This is a genomic window from Kitasatospora setae KM-6054, assembly GCF_000269985.1.
Lineage (GTDB): Bacteria > Actinomycetota > Actinomycetes > Streptomycetales > Streptomycetaceae > Kitasatospora > Kitasatospora setae.
On record NC_016109.1, the window covers coordinates 5,065,003 to 5,083,897 of the forward strand.

The 18,895-nt window shown below is 73.3% G+C and carries 14 protein-coding genes and 1 tRNA gene; 11 read left to right on the forward strand and 4 right to left on the reverse strand.

The window, feature by feature from the left end:
- Nucleotides 1-73: 73 nt before the first annotated feature.
- On the reverse strand, nt 74-1,666 hold the full coding sequence (locus KSE_RS22580; protein WP_051055327.1) for a potassium/proton antiporter: 1,593 nt from the start codon (nt 1,664-1,666) through the stop codon (nt 74-76).
- A 169-nt stretch (nt 1,667-1,835) separates the two neighbouring features.
- On the opposite strand from KSE_RS22580, the gene KSE_RS22585 reads away from it, so the two are divergent.
- Nucleotides 1,836-4,577, forward strand: coding sequence for a penicillin acylase family protein (locus tag KSE_RS22585; protein ID WP_014137662.1), 2,742 nt, complete (start codon nt 1,836-1,838; stop codon nt 4,575-4,577).
- Between the two features lie 36 nt (nt 4,578-4,613).
- On the opposite strand, the gene KSE_RS22590 is transcribed toward KSE_RS22585, so the two are convergent.
- Nucleotides 4,614-5,186, reverse strand: coding sequence for a 5-formyltetrahydrofolate cyclo-ligase (locus KSE_RS22590; protein WP_014137663.1), 573 nt, complete (start codon nt 5,184-5,186; stop codon nt 4,614-4,616).
- Nucleotides 5,187-5,264: 78 nt separating this feature from the next.
- On the opposite strand from KSE_RS22590, the gene KSE_RS22595 reads away from it, so the two are divergent.
- The 8 genes from KSE_RS22595 (at nt 5,265) to KSE_RS22630 (ending at nt 11,462) form a co-directional block, all read left to right on the forward strand.
- Nucleotides 5,265-6,152 (forward strand): GGDEF domain-containing protein, encoded by an 888-nt coding sequence (locus KSE_RS22595; protein WP_014137664.1) that lies wholly within the window; start codon nt 5,265-5,267, stop codon nt 6,150-6,152.
- A 9-nt stretch (nt 6,153-6,161) separates the two neighbouring features.
- A complete protein-coding gene (gene galU, locus KSE_RS22600; protein ID WP_014137665.1) occupies nt 6,162-7,082 on the forward strand; it encodes a UTP--glucose-1-phosphate uridylyltransferase GalU in 921 nt (306 codons plus the stop codon).
- Nucleotides 7,083-7,107: 25 nt separating this feature from the next.
- A complete protein-coding gene (gene glp, locus KSE_RS22605) occupies nt 7,108-8,421 on the forward strand; it encodes a molybdotransferase-like divisome protein Glp (RefSeq protein WP_014137666.1) in 1,314 nt (437 codons plus the stop codon).
- Between the two features lie 116 nt (nt 8,422-8,537).
- Nucleotides 8,538-8,975, forward strand: coding sequence for a cyclic pyranopterin monophosphate synthase MoaC (moaC, locus tag KSE_RS22610; protein WP_051055915.1), 438 nt, complete (start codon nt 8,538-8,540; stop codon nt 8,973-8,975).
- A complete protein-coding gene (locus KSE_RS22615) occupies nt 8,972-9,463 on the forward strand; it encodes a MogA/MoaB family molybdenum cofactor biosynthesis protein (RefSeq protein WP_014137668.1) in 492 nt (163 codons plus the stop codon). The genes moaC and KSE_RS22615 overlap by 4 nt, the downstream gene beginning before the upstream one ends.
- Nucleotides 9,460-10,086, forward strand: coding sequence for a GNAT family N-acetyltransferase (locus KSE_RS22620; RefSeq protein ID WP_051055329.1), 627 nt, complete (start codon nt 9,460-9,462; stop codon nt 10,084-10,086). Before KSE_RS22615 ends, KSE_RS22620 begins: the two co-directional genes overlap by 4 nt.
- Before the next feature lie 214 nt (nt 10,087-10,300).
- Nucleotides 10,301-11,236 (forward strand): divisome protein SepX/GlpR, encoded by a 936-nt coding sequence (gene sepX, locus KSE_RS42285; protein WP_148283144.1) that lies wholly within the window; start codon nt 10,301-10,303, stop codon nt 11,234-11,236.
- A gap of 149 nt (nt 11,237-11,385) precedes the next feature.
- Nucleotides 11,386-11,462, forward strand: a tRNA-Ala gene (locus tag KSE_RS22630).
- A 46-nt stretch (nt 11,463-11,508) separates the two neighbouring features.
- On the opposite strand, the gene glsA is transcribed toward KSE_RS22630, so the two are convergent.
- A complete protein-coding gene (glsA, locus tag KSE_RS22635; RefSeq protein ID WP_231873405.1) occupies nt 11,509-12,531 on the reverse strand; it encodes a glutaminase A in 1,023 nt (340 codons plus the stop codon).
- A 302-nt stretch (nt 12,532-12,833) separates the two neighbouring features.
- Here glsA and KSE_RS22640 point away from each other — a divergent pair, with 302 nt between their 5' ends.
- Nucleotides 12,834-17,663: a DUF7927 domain-containing protein gene (locus KSE_RS22640; RefSeq protein ID WP_014137672.1), complete on the forward strand. Its 4,830-nt coding sequence runs from the start codon at nt 12,834-12,836 to the stop codon at nt 17,661-17,663.
- A gap of 74 nt (nt 17,664-17,737) precedes the next feature.
- Here the strand turns inward: KSE_RS22640 and KSE_RS22645 are convergent, their stop codons facing one another.
- Nucleotides 17,738-18,088, reverse strand: coding sequence for a zinc ribbon domain-containing protein YjdM (locus tag KSE_RS22645; RefSeq protein ID WP_014137673.1), 351 nt, complete (start codon nt 18,086-18,088; stop codon nt 17,738-17,740).
- A 301-nt stretch (nt 18,089-18,389) separates the two neighbouring features.
- On the opposite strand from KSE_RS22645, the gene KSE_RS22650 reads away from it, so the two are divergent.
- Nucleotides 18,390-18,773: an ArsR/SmtB family transcription factor gene (locus tag KSE_RS22650; RefSeq protein WP_231873209.1), complete on the forward strand. Its 384-nt coding sequence runs from the start codon at nt 18,390-18,392 to the stop codon at nt 18,771-18,773.
- Nucleotides 18,774-18,895: the final 122 nt, after the last annotated feature.

Below are 18,895 nucleotides of genomic sequence, written 5' to 3' on the forward strand. Positions count from 1 at the left end.
GCGGATGCGGAAAATCAGGGTGGATCAGAATGTACAAGCGTATATCAGGGTGTTCCGCCTTCGCTTCCTGTGTTCAGCCGGTCTTCTTCCTGGGGTTGGAAGGCCGGTTGCCGGTGGACGGCGCCTCCGCGTTGTGCAGCCACCCGGCGAGCTTGCCGCCCCGGTCGACGGCGCGCAGCCGGCGCTCGGCGGCCTCGGAGACCTCGTCGGTGGTGACCACCAGCAGCTCGTCGCCCTCGCGCAGCACCGTCATCCGGTCGGGCACGAAGCTGGAGCCCTCGCGGACCACCAGGGTGACGGCGGCGCCCTTGGGCAGCCGCAGCTCGGAGACCTCGACGCCGGCCATCCGGGAGCCGGGGGAGAGCTGGACGGACAGCAGGTGGCCGTGCAGCTTCTCCAGCGGGGCGGACTCGATGCCCAGGTCCTGGCCGATGTCGCCCTCGCCGATCCGCAGCCACTTGGCCACCAGCGGCAGGGTCGGGCCCTGGAGCAGGGTGAAGACCACGACCAGGATGAACACCACGTTGAACAGCTGCTGGGCGTCGGCCGCGCCGGCCACCAGCGGGATGGTGGCGAGCACGATCGGCACCGCGCCGCGCAGCCCGGCCCAGGACAGCAGCGCCTGCTCCTGCCAGGGGATCCGGAACGGCGTCATGGTCAGCAGCACCGACAGCGGCCGGGCGACGAACACCAGCACCGCGCCCGCCACCAGCCCGGGCACCACCGCCGAGCCCATGCTGGCGGGCGTCACCAGCAGGCCGAGCAGCACGAACATGCCGATCTGCCCGATCCAGGCCAGCCCGTCGGCGAAGCCGCGCACCGCGGGGCCGTGCGGCAGCTTGGAGTTCCCGAGGACCACCGAGGCGAGGTACGCGGCGAGGAAGCCGGAGGCGTGCAGCAGGGCGCCGCCCGCGTAGGCGAGCACGATCAGCGCCAGCACCGCGATCGGGTACAGGCCGGAGGAGGGCAGCGCGACCCGGCGCACCGCGTACGCGCCGAGCCTGCCGACCAGCAGGCCGACCGCCGCGCCGACCGCCAGCTCGACGACGATGGTGCCGACCAGCACGTACCAGGGGTCGAGCTCGCCGGTGGTGGCGAAGGCGACCACCAGGATCACCACGGGCGCGTCGTTGAAGCCGGACTCGGCCTCCAGCAGGCCGGTCAGCCGCTTGGGCAGCGGCACCATCCGCAGCACCGAGAAGACCGCGGCGGCGTCGGTGGAGGAGACGATCGCGCCGAGCAGCAGCGCGGTGCGCCACTCCAGGCCGACCAGCCAGTGCGCGCCGGCGGCGGTGACGAAGACCGAGACCGCGACGCCGAGGGTGGCGAGCACGGCCGCGGCGGGGACCACCGGTCTGATGGCCTGCCAGCTGGTCTTGAGCCCGCCCTCGGCGAGGATGACCACCAGGGCGGCGTAGCCCAGGACCTGGGTGAGTTCGGCGTTGTTGAAGCTTATGCCGATGCCGTTCTGGCCCAGGGCGACGCCGATACCGAGGTAGATCAGCAGCGAGGGCAGCCCCGAGCGGGTGGAGATCCGCACCGCCACCACGGCGAACAGCAGGATCACGGCGGACTCGAGCAGCAGGGTGTTCAGGTGGTCAACGGTCACGCAGGGGCACCTCGGGCAGGGAAGGAGCGACTGACGGATCGTTACCCATCCTAACATTTTACTTGATCTTTACGCTAGTCCGCTGATCCCGCACCGCCCGGTAGGGTCCCAGCGGTGCCGTCGAACCGCCGCCGGTGTCCCCCGTGCACGGCGGCCGGCGCGCTCGCCCTAATGTGGTGACCTGTCACGGCTCACGGCCGCCACGCTCCCTCAAACAAGGACTCGGATGCCCCGCTCGAAGAAGTTCCGGCGCGCACGTCTGATCATGATCCTGCTCGCCGTGCTGCTGATCGCGGGTCTGGTCGGCGGCGGCTGGTGGGCGGTCGACACCGTCCGCTCCTCCTTCCCGCAGGTCAGCGGCACCGTCAAGGTGGCCGGCATGTCCGCCCCGGTGGACGTGGTCCGCGACGACAAGGGCATCCCGCAGCTGTACGCCGACACCGACGCCGACCTGTTCCGCGCCCAGGGCTACGTGCAGGCCCAGGACCGGTTCTGGGAGATGGACGTCCGCCGGCACGTCACCGCCGGCCGGCTCTCCGAGATGTTCGGCTCCTCCTCGGTCGAGAACGACACCTTCCTGCGCACCATGGGCTGGCGCCAGGTCGCCCAGAAGGAGTGGGACACCGTCCTCTCCGAGGACACCAAGCGCAACCTGACCGCCTACACCGAGGGCGTCAACGCCTGGCTCGCCGAGCACCCCGGCGGCGCCGGCGCCTCGCTGGAGTACGCGCTGCTCGGCACGGTCAACTCCGGCTACCGGCCCGAGAAGTGGGACCCGGTCGACTCGGTGGCCTGGCTCAAGGCGATGGCCTGGAGCCTCTCCGGCAACCTGCAGGAGGAGATCGACCGCTCGCTGCTCACCCAGGACTTCGGCACCGAGCAGATCGACCAGCTCTACCCGCAGTACCCGTACGACCGCAACGGCACCATCGTGAAGACCGGCAAGCTCTCCGCCGACGGCACCTACACCCCCGGCGAGGGCGCCGTGGTGCCCGCCGCGCCCGCCGCCGCCACCCCGGCGAGCAGCGCCCAGGCCCGGGCCGCGACCCAGGCGCTGATCGGCGACCTGTCCGGCCGGCTGGCCGCGCTGCCGGAGCCGTTCGGCCCGCAGGGCCAGGGCATCGGCTCCAACTCCTGGGTGGTGTCCGGCACGAACACCACCACCGGCAAGCCGATGCTGGCCAACGACCCGCACCTCGGCCCCGGCATGCCGTCCATCTGGTACCAGATGGGCCTGCACTGCCGCACCGTCTCGCCGGCCTGCGGCTACGACGTGGCCGGCTACACCTTCGCCGGGATGCCCGGCGTGGTCATCGGCCACAACAAGGACGTCGCCTGGGGCTTCACCAACCTCGGCGCCGACGTCACCGACCTGTACCTGGAGAAGGTCACCGGCCCCGACAGCTACCTCCTCGACGGCAAGGACGTGAAGTTCACCGTCCGCAAGGAGACCATCAAGGTGGCCGGCGGCGAGGACCGCACCATCACCGTCCGCACCACCCAGGACGGCATGCCGCTGATCTCCGACCAGTCCTCCGAGGAGCAGAAGGTCGGCCAGTACGCCCCCGCCGGCAACGCCGCCCCCGACCGGGCGGCCGGCTACGGCGTCGCGCTGCGCTGGACCGCGCTCGTCCCCGGCAGGACCATGGACGCCGTCTTCAAGCTCGACCGGGCCACCGACTTCGCCTCCTTCCGGTCCGCCGCGCAGGACTTCGCCGTCCCCGCGCAGAACCTGCTCTACGCCGACACCAAGGGCAACATCGGCTACCAGGCCCCCGGCCTGATCCCGGTCCGCGGCAAGGGCGACGGCCGCTACCCCGCCCCCGGCTGGGACTCCTCGTACGCCTGGAAGAGCAGCTACCTGCCGTTCAAGTCGCTGCCCTACGCGTACAACCCGCCGGAGGGCTACATCGTCACGGCCAACCAGGCCGTCGTCGACCAGAACTACAAGCCGCTGCTCACCACCGACTGGGAGTACGGCACCCGGGCCAAGGAGATCGCCGACCAGATCCAGGCCAAGCTGAAGAACGGCGGCAAGATCTCGCTGGACGACATGCAGTCCCTGCAGCTCGACAACACCAGCGTGCTGGCCAAGGAGCTCGTCCCGCTGCTGCTCGAGGTCCGGATCGACGACCCCTACGTGCGCGAGGCCCAGGACCTGCTCAAGGACTGGAACTACCGCCAGGACGCCGACTCCGCCGCCGCCGCGTACTACAACGGCGTCTGGCGGGCGCTGCTCACCCTCGCCTTCGGGCAGAAGTTCCCCGCCGACCTCCGGGTCGAGGGCGACTGCCTGCTGGTCCGGCAGAAGCGCGACAACACCCTGCCCGACGACGCCCTCGGCGGCGCCGCGCAGGCTGTCACCGAGTGCGGCACCCGCTCGGCCTCGAAGGCCCAGCCGGACGGCGGCGACCGCTGGATGGAGGTCGTCCGGCAGCAGCTGGCCGACCCGAAGTCGCCCTGGTGGGACTACATCGACTCCGACCACGTGCCGCAGCACGGCCTCGACAACCTGCTCGCCGAGGCGCTCAAGGACGCCCGCCAGGACCTCACCTCGCGCCTCAGCAAGGACATCTCCACCTGGAGCTGGGGCCGCCTGCACCAGCTCACCCTGGAGGAGCCCACCCTCGGCAGCGACGACTCCTCGCTCGCCTCCGGCCTCGTCCACAAGCTGCTCAACCGGGGCCCCTACAAGCTCTCCGGCGGCAGCGCGGCCGTCGACGCCACCGGCTGGAACGCCGCCGCCGGCTACGACGTCGACTGGATCCCCTCGATGCGGATGGTCGTCGACCTCAGCGACTTCGACGCCTCCCGCTGGATCAACGTCGGCGGCGCCTCCGGCCACGCCTACCACCCCCACTACAACGACCAGACCTCGCTCTGGGCCTCCGGCCAACTGCTGCCCTGGGCCTACACCAAGGACGCGGTCGGCAAGGCCGGCCGGAACACGCTGACGCTGACCAACTAGGTCCTGTCCGGTCGGCCTCGCCGGGGCAGAACCGGGTCAGAACCGGGTCACGCCCTCCGGGGTCACCGCCGCGTGCACCGGCAGGTCGTGCGGCTCGGCGGGGACCTCCGGCAGCAGCTCGTCCGGGTACAGCAGGGTGGCCAGCAGCGGCGCCGCGCCCGCCCGGGTCAGCCGGGCCAGCACCCGGTCGTAGGAGCCGCCGCCGCGGCCGAGCCGGACGCCGCGCCGGTCGACGGCCAGGCCGGGCAGCAGCACGACGTCCGCGTCGAGCACCGCGTCCGGGCCGAGCCGGGCGGCGGTCGGCTCCAGCAGCCCGCGGCCGGCCGGGGCGAGCCGCCCGTCGTCCTCGTACGGCGCCCAGTCCAGGTCGTTGTCGGGCAGCAGCACCGGCAGCAGCACCCGGACGCCCGCCGCGGCCAGCGCGCCCAGCAGCGGGCGGGTGCCGGGCTCGGCGCCGACCGAGACGTACGCGGCGACGGTGCCGCCCGGCGGGACCAGCGCGGCGGCGTGTCCGGCCAGCGCCTCGGCGGCGGCGGCGCGCTCCGCGCCGTCGAGCGCCCGCCGCTCGGCGAGCAGCCGTGTCCTCAACGCCGCCTTGTCGTTGGACAACCGATCCGCAGTCACTGTTCGATTCCCTTCAGCTCCGAGCCGTGCACTGACACGAGCCTGACACGCCGAGGCCGCCGCATGTCCAGCCCGTTCCTGCTCCAAGCCCTGGCCGCGCTCGGCGCGGCCGCCCCGGCGGCCGCCGGCGTCCTCGTGCTGCGCCGCCGCCGCTCCGGGGCGGCGCACGGCGCCCGGGAGGCGGAACTTCTGGCGAAGATCACGGAACTGACCGAGGAACGGGACGAACTGGTCCGCACCGCCTCCTGCGACCCGCTGACCGGCGTGTGGAACTACCGCCACCTGCAGCTCACCCTGGACCGCGAGATCGAGCGGGCCCGCCGGGCCGAGGCCACCGCGATCGACCCGCGCCCGCTGGCCGTGCTGCTGGTGGAGGTCGCCGGCTTCGACGGGGTGGTCGCCGAGCACGGCCGGGCCCGCGCCAACGCGATGCTGCGCGACCTCGCCCAGCGGCTGGCGATGGAGATCCGCGGCTGCGACACCCTGGGGCGATACGGCGGCGAGGAGTTCCTGGCCCTGCTGCCGGACACCGGCCCGGAGGGCGCCGCGCAGGTCGCCGAGCGGCTGTGCTGGTCGGTCCGCCGCCACCGGCTGACGGACCGCCACCCGGGCGAGAGCGCCGATCCCGACGAGCGCAGCGGCCTGACCGCGTCCGTCGGCCTGGCCGTGCTGCCCCGGGACGGCGCGCACGCCGCCGTCCTGCTCCGGGCCGCCGACCGCGCGCTGGCCGCCGCCCGCGCGGCCGGCGGCGACTGCTGGCGCTCCACCGACCAGCTGCCGCCCGAGTTGACCGGTCCGAACGCTTCACCGGCGCCCGGTAAGGTGTCTCCCAGCCCCGGCGGGGCCTCCCTCACCCCGCACGTGACCACCGTCGGTCCGGGCCCGACAGGTGACAGGTCCCAATCATCGCTTCACTCCGCTCTCAGCCGGGTGGAATGCCCGCCTCAGTAAGGTCGACGCATGACGAACAAGCACGCCCGCCAGCCGGTCACCAAGGCAGTCGTTCCGGCTGCCGGCCTCGGCACCCGGTTCCTCCCCGCCACGAAGGCCACGCCCAAGGAGATGCTCCCGGTCGTCGACAAGCCGGCCATCCAGTACGTCGTCGAGGAGGCCTCGGCCGCCGGCCTCTCCGACATACTGATGGTGACCGGCCGCAACAAGCGTGCCCTGGAGGACCACTTCGACCGGGCCTACGAGCTGGAGGAGCTGCTCAGCCGCAAGGGCGACCAGGAGCGGCTGCGCCGGGTCCAGGAGTCGGTCCAGCTGGCCAGCATGCACTACGTCCGGCAGGGCGACCCCAAGGGCCTCGGCCACGCCGTCTCGGTCGCCGAACAGCACGTCGCCGGCCAGCCGTTCGCCGTCCTGCTGGGTGACGACCTGATCGACCCGCGCGACCCGCTGCTCTCCCGGATGATCGAGGTGCAGCAGGAACTCGGCGGCTCCGTCGTCGCGTTGATGGAGGTCGACCCCGCGCAGATCCACCTGTACGGCTGCGCCGCCGTCAAGGCCACCGGCATCGGCGAGGACGTCTTCCAGGTCACCGACCTGGTCGAGAAGCCCGACACCGCCGACGCCCCCTCCAACTACGCGGTCATCGGCCGGTACGTCCTCGACCCGGCGGTCTTCGACGTGCTGCGCGAGACCCCGCCCGGCCGCGGCGGCGAGATCCAGCTGACCGACGCGCTGCGCGAGCTGGCCACCCGCGACGAGTCCAACGGCGGCCCGGTGCACGGCGTGCTGTTCAAGGGCCGCCGCTACGACACCGGCGACCGCGCCGACTACCTCCGGGCGATCGTCCGGCTGGCCGCCGAGCGCGACGACCTCGGCCCCGAGTTCCGCAGCTGGCTGCGGCAGTTCGTCGCCACCGAGATGCAGGGCTGACCCACCCGCGAAGGAGCGTGAGGCGATGACCGGGAAGCACGACCCCTGCTGCGAGGGAGCCGGCTCCCCGGCCTCGCCGCGCCTGTGGACCGTCGACGAGCACCTCGCCGACGTCCTGGCCGCGGTCGCCCCGCTGCCGCCCATCGAGCTGCGACTGCTGGACGCCCAGGGCTGCCGGCTCGCCGAGGACGTGCGGGCCGGCGACGACCTGCCGCCCTTCGACAACAGCTCGATGGACGGCTACGCGCTGCGCACCGCCGACACCGTGCGCGCCACCGAGCGGTACCCGTCGGTGCTGGCCGTGGTCGGCGACATCGCGGCCGGCGCCGCCGACCTGCCCAGGGTCGGCCCCGGCCAGGCCGCCCGGATCATGACCGGCGCCCCCCTCCCGCCCGGCGCCGAGGCGGTCGCCCCGGTCGAGTGGACCGACGGCGGCACCGGCACCGGGCAGGCCGCCGACGCGATGGGCGCGCCCGTCGCCGACGAGGAGGTCCGGGTGCTGCGCCCGGTCGCCGAGGGCGCGCACATCCGCCGCCGGGGCAGCGACGTCACCGCCGGCGACACCGTGCTGGAGGCCGGCACCGTGCTCGGCCCGACCCAGCTCGGCCTGCTCGCCGCGATCGGCCGCGGCACCGTCCGGGTCTCCCCCCGCCCCCGGGTGGTCGTGCTCTCCACCGGCAGCGAACTCGTCCAGCCCGGCGAGCCGGCCGGGCCCGGCCGGATCCACGACTCCAACTCCTTCACGCTGACCGCCGCCGCGATCGCGGCCGGCGCCGTCGCCTTCCGGGTCGGCGGCGTCCCCGACGAGGCCGGCACGCTGCGGGCGGTGCTGGAGGACCAGCTCGGCCGGGCCGACCTGATCGTCACCAGCGGCGGCGTCTCGGTCGGCGCGTACGACGTGGTCAAGGAGGTGTTCGCCGACTACGGCGGGGTGGACTTCCGGCGGTTGCGGATGCAGCCCGGCAAGCCGCAGGGCTTCGGCCGGATCGGCGCCGGGCCCGGTGTCCCGCTGCTCGCGCTGCCCGGCAACCCGGTCAGCGCGTACATCTCGTTCGAGCTGTTCGTCCGCCCGGTGATCCGCACCATGCTCGGCGCCCCCGACGTGCACCGCCCGGTGGTCCGCGCCGCGACCACCGCCGCGCTGCGCTCCCCGGCCGGGCGGCGGCAGTTCCTGCGCGGCCGGTACGACCCGGCGGCGGGCACCGTCTCGCCGGTCGGCGGCGAGGGGTCGCACCTGGTCGGGGCGCTGGCCCGGGCCGACTGCCTGATCACCGTCCCCGAGGACAGCACCGCGCTGGCCGCCGGAAGCGCCGTCGATGTGGTCCTTCTCACGGACTGACCCGGGCGGGGCTGTACGGTAGCGCGAGATTCGCACCGTGCCACTGGAGCCCACTCGTGACCGACACACCCCCCGGCGACCGCCTCACCCACGTCGACCACACCGGCGCCGCCCGGATGGTCGACGTCTCCGAGAAGGCCGCCACCACCCGGGTCGCGGTGGCGGCCGGCCGCGTCCGGGTCGCCCCCCGGGTGGTGGAACTGCTGCGCGGCGAGGGCGTCCCGAAGGGCGACGCCCTCGCGGTGGCCCGGATCGCCGGGATCATGGGCGCCAAGCGGACGCCCGAGCTGATCCCGCTCTGCCACCCGATCGCGCTCACCGGCACCACCGTCGACCTCGCCGTCACCGACACCGCCGTCGAGATCACCGCCACCGTCCGCACCGCCGACCGCACCGGCGTCGAGATGGAGGCGCTGACCGCCGTCGCCACCGCCGCGCTCACCGTCATCGACATGGTCAAGGCCGTCGACAAGGCCGCCGCCATCGAGGACGTCCGGGTGCTCAGCAAGACCGGCGGCAAGAGCGGCGACTGGCACCGGGCGGACGCCAAGTGAGGGCGCTCGCCGTCACCGTCTCCAACCGGGCCTCGGCCGGCGTGTACGAGGACAGGGGCGGCCCGCTGCTGGTCGAGGGCCTGCGCGCGATGGGCTTCGAGACCGACGGCCCGCGGGTCGTCCCGGACGGCGAACCGGTCGAGGCGGCGCTGCGCGCGGCCGTCGCCGCCGGCTACGACGTGGTGCTGACCACCGGCGGCACCGGCATCTCCCCGCAGGACCTCACCCCCGAGATGACCGCCCGGGTGATCGACCGGGAGATCCCCGGCATCCCCGAGGCGATCCGCGCGCACGGCCGGGCGAAGGTGCCGACCTCGGCGCTCTCCCGCGGCCTGGCCGGCCTGGCCGGGCGCACCCTGATCGTCAACCTGCCCGGCTCCACCGGCGGCGTCCGCGACGGCCTGGCCGTGCTGGCCCCGCTGCTGCCGCACGCCGTCGACCAGCTGGCCGGCGGCGACCACCCGCGACCCGCGGGCGGTGCGCACTGAACGCCGGCTGGCCCGTCGAACTGGTCGAGGGGGACGTCACGCTGCGGCCGATCCGCCGCCGCGACCAGGCCGACTGGCAGGAGGTCAGCCGCCGCAACCGGGACTGGCTGCGCCGCTGGGAGGCCACCGTCCCGCCCGCCCCGCCCGGTCGGGCCCCGCTGCCCCGGCCGACCTACCGGCAGATGGTCCGCTACCTGCGCGCCGAGGCCAACGCCGGCCGGATGCTGCCCTTCGTGGTGCTCCACCAGGGCCGCCTGGTGGGCCAGTTGACGGTCGGCGGGATCACCTGGGGCTCGATGTGCTCCGCCAACGTCGGCTACTGGGTGGACGAGGCGGTGGCCGGCCGCGGCATCATGCCCACCGCCGTGGCGCTCGCCGTCGACCACTGCTTCCGCGACCTCGGTCTGCACCGGGTCGAGGTCTGCATCCGCCCGGAGAACCGGCCCAGCCGCCGGGTGGTCGAGAAGCTGGGCTTCCGCGAGGAGGGCCTGCGCCCGCGCTACCTGCACATCGACGGCGACTGGCGCGACCACCTGGTCTACGCGCTGACCGCCGAGGAGGCCGCCGACGGGCTGCTGCGGCGCTGGCACGGACTCAGGAACCGGCCGCCGCAAAGTAATTGAATACCTGTTCGAATATAGATATCGATATGGCATCGGGGTCGGGGCGAGCCGCCACAAATGGCGGCAAAATAGTCTGAGAATCAGCTTGATCGCACGACACGCCGCGCCAAATTGCTGCAGCGCCTTCGCCCGCGCCCTTACCGTGGGAAACGTGAGCAGTAGCGGCCTTATCTACGCGGTCATCGTAGGGGCCTGGGCTGCCTATCTGGTGCCGATGTGGCTCCGCCGGCAGGACGAGCTCAACGAGTCGCGTCCGACGGAACGCTTCAGTACGGCGATCCGCCTGCTGGCCGGTCGATCGGCCATGGAGCGGCGCGCGGCCCGAGCCCTCGGCGAGCAGACCGCCGACCAGCAGCACCCCGCCGGGGACGACCCGGACGGGGCCCTCGCCGACCCCGGACCCGCGACCGGACCCGCCGCGGCGCCCGCCGCCGCTCCGGCCGCCACCCCCGTCGGCGCCCCCGCCCCGGCCGCCGCCGAACAGCGGCCCGAGCGCGAGCGCGAGCGGGACCACGACGACCGGCGGTCCGCCGAGCGGCGGGCCCGGCTGCTCGCCCGGCGGCGGCGGATGGTCACCATGCTGTTCCTGGCCTTCGCGCTGGGCGCGGTGGTCGCCGCCGTGGCCGGTTTCGCCTTCCTCTGGGTGCCCGCCGTCCCCGGCGCGCTGCTCACCGTCTACATCGGCCACCTGCGCCGGCTGGAGCGGCAGCGCTACGAGGTGAAGTTCGACCGGGCCAAGGCCGCGCAGGCCGCCGAGCGGCTGCGCGAACGCGAACGCGAGCGGACCGCCGTCCGCCCGGCCGCCGAGCAGCGGCCCGCCGCCCGCCCGGTGCCCGCCGCCGAGCCCGCCGCGGACCCGGGCACCACCCGGGCCACCGTGCTGGCCGAGGCCACCGAGCACGAGGAGTGGGTCGACGGCGTCCGGGCCCGGGCCGCCGCCGGGCCGGACTCCTGGGAGCCCGTCCCCGTCCCGCTGCCCACCTACGTCACCGCCCCGGTGGCGCCCCGCACCACCCGGGGCCTCGACCTCTCCGGCCCCAACACCTGGGACTCCGGCCGCCCCGCCACCCCGCTCTTCGACCAGTACGGCGAGCCCGGCCCGTCCGCCCGGGCCGACTGGGCCACCCGCCCCCGCGCCGCCAACGAGTAGCGGCCCCGCCCGTCCCGCTCCACCCCGTCCGCCCCGGCCGCAACGCCCCACCCGCGCCGGGGCGTTCGCGTACCCGCAGGCCCGGTGGCCGGGCCGCGGCGACCATGGTCACGAGTACCCCGGCAGAGGTGATAGAGTTCTTTCTTGTTGGGGCTGTGGCGCAGTCCGGTAGCGCACCTCGTTCGCATCGAGGGGGTCAGGGGTTCGAATCCCCTCAGCTCCACCAACGAAATCCCGCCCGGGAGACCGGGCGGGATTTCTGCTTTCCGGGTTCACCCGCCGCTGCCCGGGTGGGGGGTGGAGGCGAAGAGGTCGAGGCCGAGGGCCCCGGACAGGTAGTGGGTGACGCGCTGGCCGCGCACGCTGTTGCCGGCCGGGTCGAGGCGGGGGGAGAAGGCCGCGATGGAGCCCTTGCCCGGGGCGACGGTGACGATGCCGCCGGAGACGCCGCTCTTGCCCGGCATGCCGACCTCGTACAGCCAGTCGCCGCTGCGCTCGTAGAGGCCGGAGGTGGCCAGCGCGGCGAGGGTGTCGCGGCAGACCCCGGGGCTGACCACCCGGTCGCCGGTGAGCGGGTTGACGCCGCCGTTGGCCAGGGTGGCGCCCATCACCGCGAGGTCGCGGACGCAGACCGCCAGCGAGCACTGCCGGGTGTACAGGTCGGTGGTGGTGGCCGGGTCGCGGGCCAGGACGCCGTAGCTGTCCAGCAGGCGGGCGATCGACTCGTTGCGCTGGTTGGTGGCCGCCTCGGAGGCGTACACCCTTTGGTCCAGCCGCAGTTCGCGGCCGGCGAAGCGGGACAGGCCGCGGCGGACGAACTCCCAGCGCTCCTCGGGGCTGTCGCCCGGGGCCAGGGCGGCGGTGGCCAGCGCCCCGGCGTTGACCATCGGGTTCATCGGGCTGCCGTGGTTGAGCTCGACGGCCAGCACCGAGTCGAACGGCAGGCCGGTGCTGTTGACGCCGATCCGGCGGCGGACGGTGTGGTGCCCGAGCTCCTGGTCGACCAGGGCGAACACGAAGGCCTTCGAGACCGACTGGATCGAGAACAGGTGCTCCGCGTCGCCGACCGCGTGCAGGCTGCCGCCGACGTGGGCCAGCGCGATGCCGAACAGCTCCGGATCGGCCTCGGCCAGCACGGGGATGTAGTCGGCGACCTTCCCGCCGCGGTCGTCCCGGAAGCGCCGGTGCACCCGGGACAGTGCCGCCCGGACGGCCTCGTCCGAGGGGAGCCGCCCGGTCGAGACGGCGGCCTGGGCCGCCTTCGGGTCGACGATGTCCTCGGCGTCGTGGATCACGCTCTCCAACCGGTGCCTCCCGCTGCCCCGCCCCGGTCAGCCGGGGCGTTTTCATCCTGTTTCGGTGGGTTTCATCCTGCCCGCCGCGCCCGGACCGGGCCCGGAGGCGGGGCGCAAGCGGGCTGGGCCATATGGGAGGCCGTTCGGGGGGCGGACCCCGCGTGTCGGGAGCCCTGGCTGAGGAAATGGTGAGAATCCCACCCAAAGTTCCTCTTGACGGTTAATCAGTCCTGAGGGAGAGGCGTCGAATGCTCCGCTTGAGACCGGCCGGGGGCCGGGGACGGACGCGCTGGGAATCGGCCGTGGCGGTGGCGCTCGGCCTCGCGCTGAGCGCGCTGGGCACGGCTCCGGTCGCGGCCGCGGACCGCACCGGCCACGGCGGGCGCGCGGCGCAGGGCCACCCGGCGGCGGGGGCGGTCCGGGTCGCCGGGGTGCCGGCGGCGCCGATCCCGGTGTACGCCGAGGACTTCGAGAACGTCCCGGCCGGCTCCGGACCGGTCCGGATCACCTCCTACACCGGCACCTCAGGTGAGACCTACACGGCGGACCCGGTCTGGCTGGCGTACTGCAACGGCTGGGTGATGGACGACGTCGACCGGGGTACCGTGCCGACCGAGTGCGGCGCGCCGATCAACTGGGACACGCTGGCCAACGTCACCAGGGCGATGGGCCAGTACAGCGGCGAGGACGACACGGCCGCCGGCCTGAACCACGGCGTCGCGGCCTGGTCGGAGGACGGCAGCTACACCGCGAACGACGTGCAGTTCCGGACCGTCCAGCAGATCCCGCTGGTCAACTCCAACCGCTTCCTGACCGGCTCCGGCACCTCGGGCGCGGTCTGCTACGACGGGGCCTACGCGGACCCGCTGACGAACTTCTACCTGACCGACGGCACGACCGAGTACCCGGTGTCGGCGACGCCGATCAACCCGTGCACCAACCCGCGCGCCCAGCGGTTCACCTACCCGACCGGGAAGCAGTACCCCATCGGGGTCGTGCACGGCGCCGCGGACAAGCCGATCCTGTACTCCGGCAGCACGGTCGGCGTGATCATGCGCAACGCCGCCGCGACCGGCGCCGGCAACGACGCGGCGTTCGACGACATCGAGATCCTGGACGTCACGCCGACCGCCACCAAGGCGTTCTCGCCGGCGGCCGTCGTCGTCGGCGGCACCTCGACGCTGACCATCACCGTCACCAACACCACCGACCTGCTGGAGAAGGACGGCTGGTCGTTCACCGACGACCTGCCCGCCGGCCTGGTCGTGGCGAACCCCGCGAACACCTCGACCACCTGCACCAACGGCGCGGTCACCGCCACCGCCGGGGGCAGCACGGTCGGCCTCTCCGGCGACCTGGTGAAGGGCCAGGCCATGTGCACGCTCAGCGTGGACGTCACCTCGTCCACTGCCGGGACGTACCACAACTGCCCGGACGCCAACAGCAACCTGATCGGCATGAACTGGACGGAGTGCGCGGACGTCGTCTTCGCCGTCCCGCAGTACACGATCACCAAGACCGCGACCCCCGCCTCCGGCAGCTCGGTCAAGCCCGGCGACCAGGTCTCCTACCGCGTGGTGGTCCAGAACACCGGCGCGGTGGCCGTCGACGCCACCGCCGCCGACGACCTGACCGCGGTGCTCGACGACGCCGCGTACGACAACGACGCGGCCGCCACCGCCGGGACGGTCTCCTACGCCGCGCCGACGCTCTCCTGGGCCGGGACGCTGCAACCCGGCGAGAGCGCCACGATCACCTACACGGTGACGGTCAACACCCCGGACACCGGCGACGGGCAGCTCGACAACCACGTCACCGGCAGCAGCGCCTCCAACTGCCCCACCGGCACCGAACCCGGCTGCACCACCCACGAGAACGTCAACAGCCTGCAGATCACCAAGACCTCCGACACCGCCACCGCCAAGCCCGGCCAGAAGGTCACCTACACGGTGACCGTCACCAACCCCAACGGGCACGCCTACAGCGGCGCGACGGTGGCGGACGACCTGTCGGCGGTCCTCGACGACGCGACGTACGACGGTGACGCGAGCGCGACCTCGGGGACGGTCTCGTACGCGGCCCCGGTGCTGTCGTGGAGCGGGGACGTGCCGGCGGGCGGGTCGGTGACCCTCACCTACTCGGTGACCGTCAACAACCCCGACGCCGGCGACGGCAAGCTGGCCAACACCGTCACCGGCCCGGCCGACTCCAACTGCCCGCCCGGCGCGCCCGACGGCTCCTGCAGCGCGAGCGTGCCGATCGCCGAACTGCACCTGGGCAAGACCTCGGACGCCAAGAACCCGGTCAAGGCCGGCGACAAGGTCACCTACACGGTGACCATCAGCAACCCCGGCCAGGCCGACTACACCGGGGCGGTCGTCACGGACGACCTGAGCAGTGCTCTGGACGACGCGGCCTACGGCGGTGACGCGCAGGCGAGTTCGGGCACGGTGTCGTACGCGGCCCCGGTGCTGTCGTGGAGCGGGGACGTGCCGGCGGGCGGGTCGGTGACCGTCACCTACTCGGTGACCGTCAACAACCCCGACACCGGGGACAAGCAACTCGCCAACGCGGTGGTCGGCCCGCCCGACTCCAACTGCCCGCCCGGCTCCGCCGACGCGGCCTGCTCGACCAGCGACGGCGTCGCCGAACTGGTGATCGCGAAGTCCTCGGACGCGAAGAACCCGGTGAAGGCCGGGGACAAGGTGACCTACACGGTGACCATCGGCAATCCGGGCAAGGCCGCGTACACCGGGGCGGTCGTCACGGACGACCTGAGCGGCGACCTGGACGACGCGGTGTACGGCGGTGACGCGCAGGCGAGTTCGGGCACGGTGTCGTACGCGGCTCCGGTGGTCAGTTGGAGCGGGGACGTGCCGGCGGGCGGGTCGGTGACCGTCACGTACTCGGTGACGGTCAACAACCCGGACACCGGTGACTTCGAGCTGAAGAACGCGGTGGTCGGGCCCAGTGGCTCCAACTGTGCGGCGGGGTCGGCCGATCCGCGCTGTTCGACGGATGACAAGGTCGCCGCGCTGGTGATCGCGAAGTCCTCGGACGCGAAGAACCCGGTGAAGGCCGGGGACAAGGTGACCTACACGGTGACCATCGGCAACCCGGGCAAGGCCGCGTACACCGGGGCGGTCGTCACCGACGACCTGACCGGCGACCTGGACGACGCGACCTACGGCAACGACGCGAGCGCGACCTCGGGGACGGTCTCGTACGCGGCCCCGGTGGTCAGCTGGAACGGGGACGTGCCGACGGGCGGATCGGTGACCGTCACCTACTCGGTGACCGTCAACAACCCCGACACCGGCGACTACCAGCTGGCCAACACCGTCGTCGGGCCCGACGCCTCGAACTGCGCGAAGGGCACCAGGGACCCGCGCTGCTCCACCCGCGACCGGATCGCCGCGCTGCGGATCAGCAAGACCTCCGACAGCCGGCGCGCACCCGTCCGGCCCGGGGCGAAGGTCACCTACACGGTGACCGTCACCAACCCCGGCACCGCCCCGTACCCGGCCGCGCAGCTGAGCGACGACCTCAGCCGGGACCTGGACGACGCCGTGTACGACAACGACGCGGTGGTGGTCTCCAGCACCGGCGGCGACCCCGGGGTCGCCACCTACGCGGCGCCCGTGCTGTCCTGGACGGGCGGCGTGGCGCCGGGCGAGACCGTCACACTGACCTACTCGGTGCGGGTCAACCGGCCCGACACCGGTGACAAGGAGCTGGCCAACACCGTCGTCGGCCCGGACGGCTCCAACTGCCAGGCCGGTTCGACCGACCCGGCCTGTTCGACCAACGACGACGTCGCCTCGCTGGTGATCGACAAGACCTCGGACGCCAAGAACCCGGTCAAGGCCGGCGACAAGGTCACCTACACCGTCACCGTCACCAACGAGGGCACCGCCGACTACCCGAACGCCGTCCTGGTCGACAGCCTCACCGGCGACCTGGACGACGCCGTCTACGACGGTGACGCGCAGGCCAGTTCGGGCACGGTGTCGTACGCGGCGCCGCTGCTCTCCTGGCACGGCGACGTGGCGGCCGGGCAGACCGTGACGATCACCTACTCGATCACCGTCGGCAACCCCGACCAGGGCGACCACCGGCTGGTCAACGCCGTCTCCGGCCCGATCGGCTCCAACTGCCCGCCGCTGCGCAGCGCCCCGCAGTGCAGCACCGAGAACGGCGTCGCCGAGCTGGCGATCACCAAGACCTCGGACGCCGAGCACCCGGTCAAGGCCGGCGACAAGGTCACCTACACCGTCACCATCGGCAACGACGGCGCCGCGGCGTACCCCGGGGCGGTCGTCACTGACGACCTGAGCGGTGACCTGGACGACGCGGCCTACGGCGGTGACGCGCAGGCGAGTTCGGGCACGGTGTCGTACGCGGCCCCGGTGCTGTCGTGGAGCGGGGACGTGCCGGCGGGCGGGTCGGTGACCGTCACCTACTCGGTGACGGTGAACAGCCCCGACGGCGGCGACCACGAGCTGAAGAACGCGGTGGTCGGGCCGGACGGCTCCAACTGCCCGGCCGGGTCGACCGATCCGCGCTGCTCGACGGCGGACGAGGTCGCCCAGCTGGCGATCGTCAAGCGGGCCTCCACCGACCGCGTCGACCCCGGCGGCACGGTGTCGTACACCGTCACGGTGACCAACACCGGCACCGCGGCCTACCCCGGCGCCGCCTTCCAGGACGACCTGGGCGGGCTGCTGGACGACGCGGCGTACGACGGTGACGCGCGGGCCAGTTCGGGGACGGTGTCGTACGCGGCACCCGTGCTCTCCTGGACCGGCGACCTGGCGCCCGGCGCGCAGGCCGTCGTCACCTACTCGGTGACGGTCGACGACCCCGACAACGGCGACCACGCGCTGGACAACGCCGTCGTCGGCCCCGCCGCGTCCAACTGCCCGGCCGGGGGCAAGGACACCGACTGCGCCACTCACGGCGAGGTCACCCCGGCCAACCCCGCGCCCGGCCCGCACCCCGGCCCCGCGCCGCTGCCGGACACCGGCACCGGCGGCCTGGTCTGGTACGCGGGCATGGCCGCCGCGCTCGCCGTCGCCACCGGCACCCTGCTCACCGCCGGGACGCTGCGGCGCCGGAGCCGCCGGTCGTAGCGGCGCGGTAGCGCTGTGACGGGGTCAGCCCCCGCACCGGAGCCGTCCGGTGCGGGGGCTGACCCCGTCCCCGGTCAGACCTTCTTGACCACGCCGGACTTCAGCTGCATCGCGCCGAAGCCCTCGATCCGGCAGTCGATGTCGTGGCCGTCGACGCCGTCGACCAGCCGGATGTTGCGGACCTTGGTGCCGGCCTTGATGCCGGACGGGCTGCCCTTCACCTTGAGCGCCTTGACGACGGTCACGGTGTCACCGTCGCTCAGCACGTTGCCGACGGAGTCCCGGACCACCCGGCCGCCGTCGCCGGCCGGGGGAGCCTCGGTCGGGGACCACTCGTGGCCGCACTCCGGGCAGACCACCAGCGCGTCCATCGCGTAGGTGTACTCGCCGGAACACTTCGGACAAGGGGGGAGGTTCTCGCTCATTTCGCCCACCCTAGCGGGCGAACTGCCGTGCGGCGCACGGCGGGAGCGGGGGCGGCCGGTGCGGGGCGGCCGTCCGGTGGGCCCGGCCGCGCCGTTCGCCACCTCGTGATTGCGCATATGAGCAACTGCGAAGGTCGTTGGTTCGGGGGCCCGGGGGCGGTCGGCGGGCGGACGGCGGGCGGCCGCCGGGGGAGTGCGCTCCCGCTCGGTGCCGCCGCCCGGATGCTAAGGTCGTGGGTGACGGCACCGTGCCGGGAAGCGACCGAGATGGGGTGAGGAAGTGGGCGCCGACACCCCCCGCGTGACCCCGGTGGTCAGCACGCCGCTCTACCAAGTGAAGGCCGAGTTCTTCAAGACGCTCGGCCACCCCGTCCGGATCCGGGTGCTGGAACTGCTCAGCCAGCGCGAGCACGCCGTCGCCGAACTGCTGCCGGAGACCGGTGTGGAAGCCGCGCACCTCTCCCAGCAGCTCGCCGTGCTGCGCCGGGCCAACCTGGTGGTCGCCCGGCGGGAGGGCAGCACCGTGCACTACAGCCTGACCAGCCCGCAGGTCGCCGAACTCCTCCGGGTGGCCCGGGAGATCCTGGGCGGCGTGATCACCGGGCAGGCCGAGCTGCTGGACAGCCTGCGCGCGCCGGCCGGGTCGATCCCCCCGGCCGCTCCGGCTGCTCCGGCCAAGGGCTGAGCGCCTCCGTTCCGCGGGGCCCCGGAAGTGGATCTCCGGGCCCACGACATGCGTAAACGTTTAGTTGCGAAATTCGTAAAGTCCATACATGATGCCTGCTGTGGGACCGGCGGCCGGCGCAC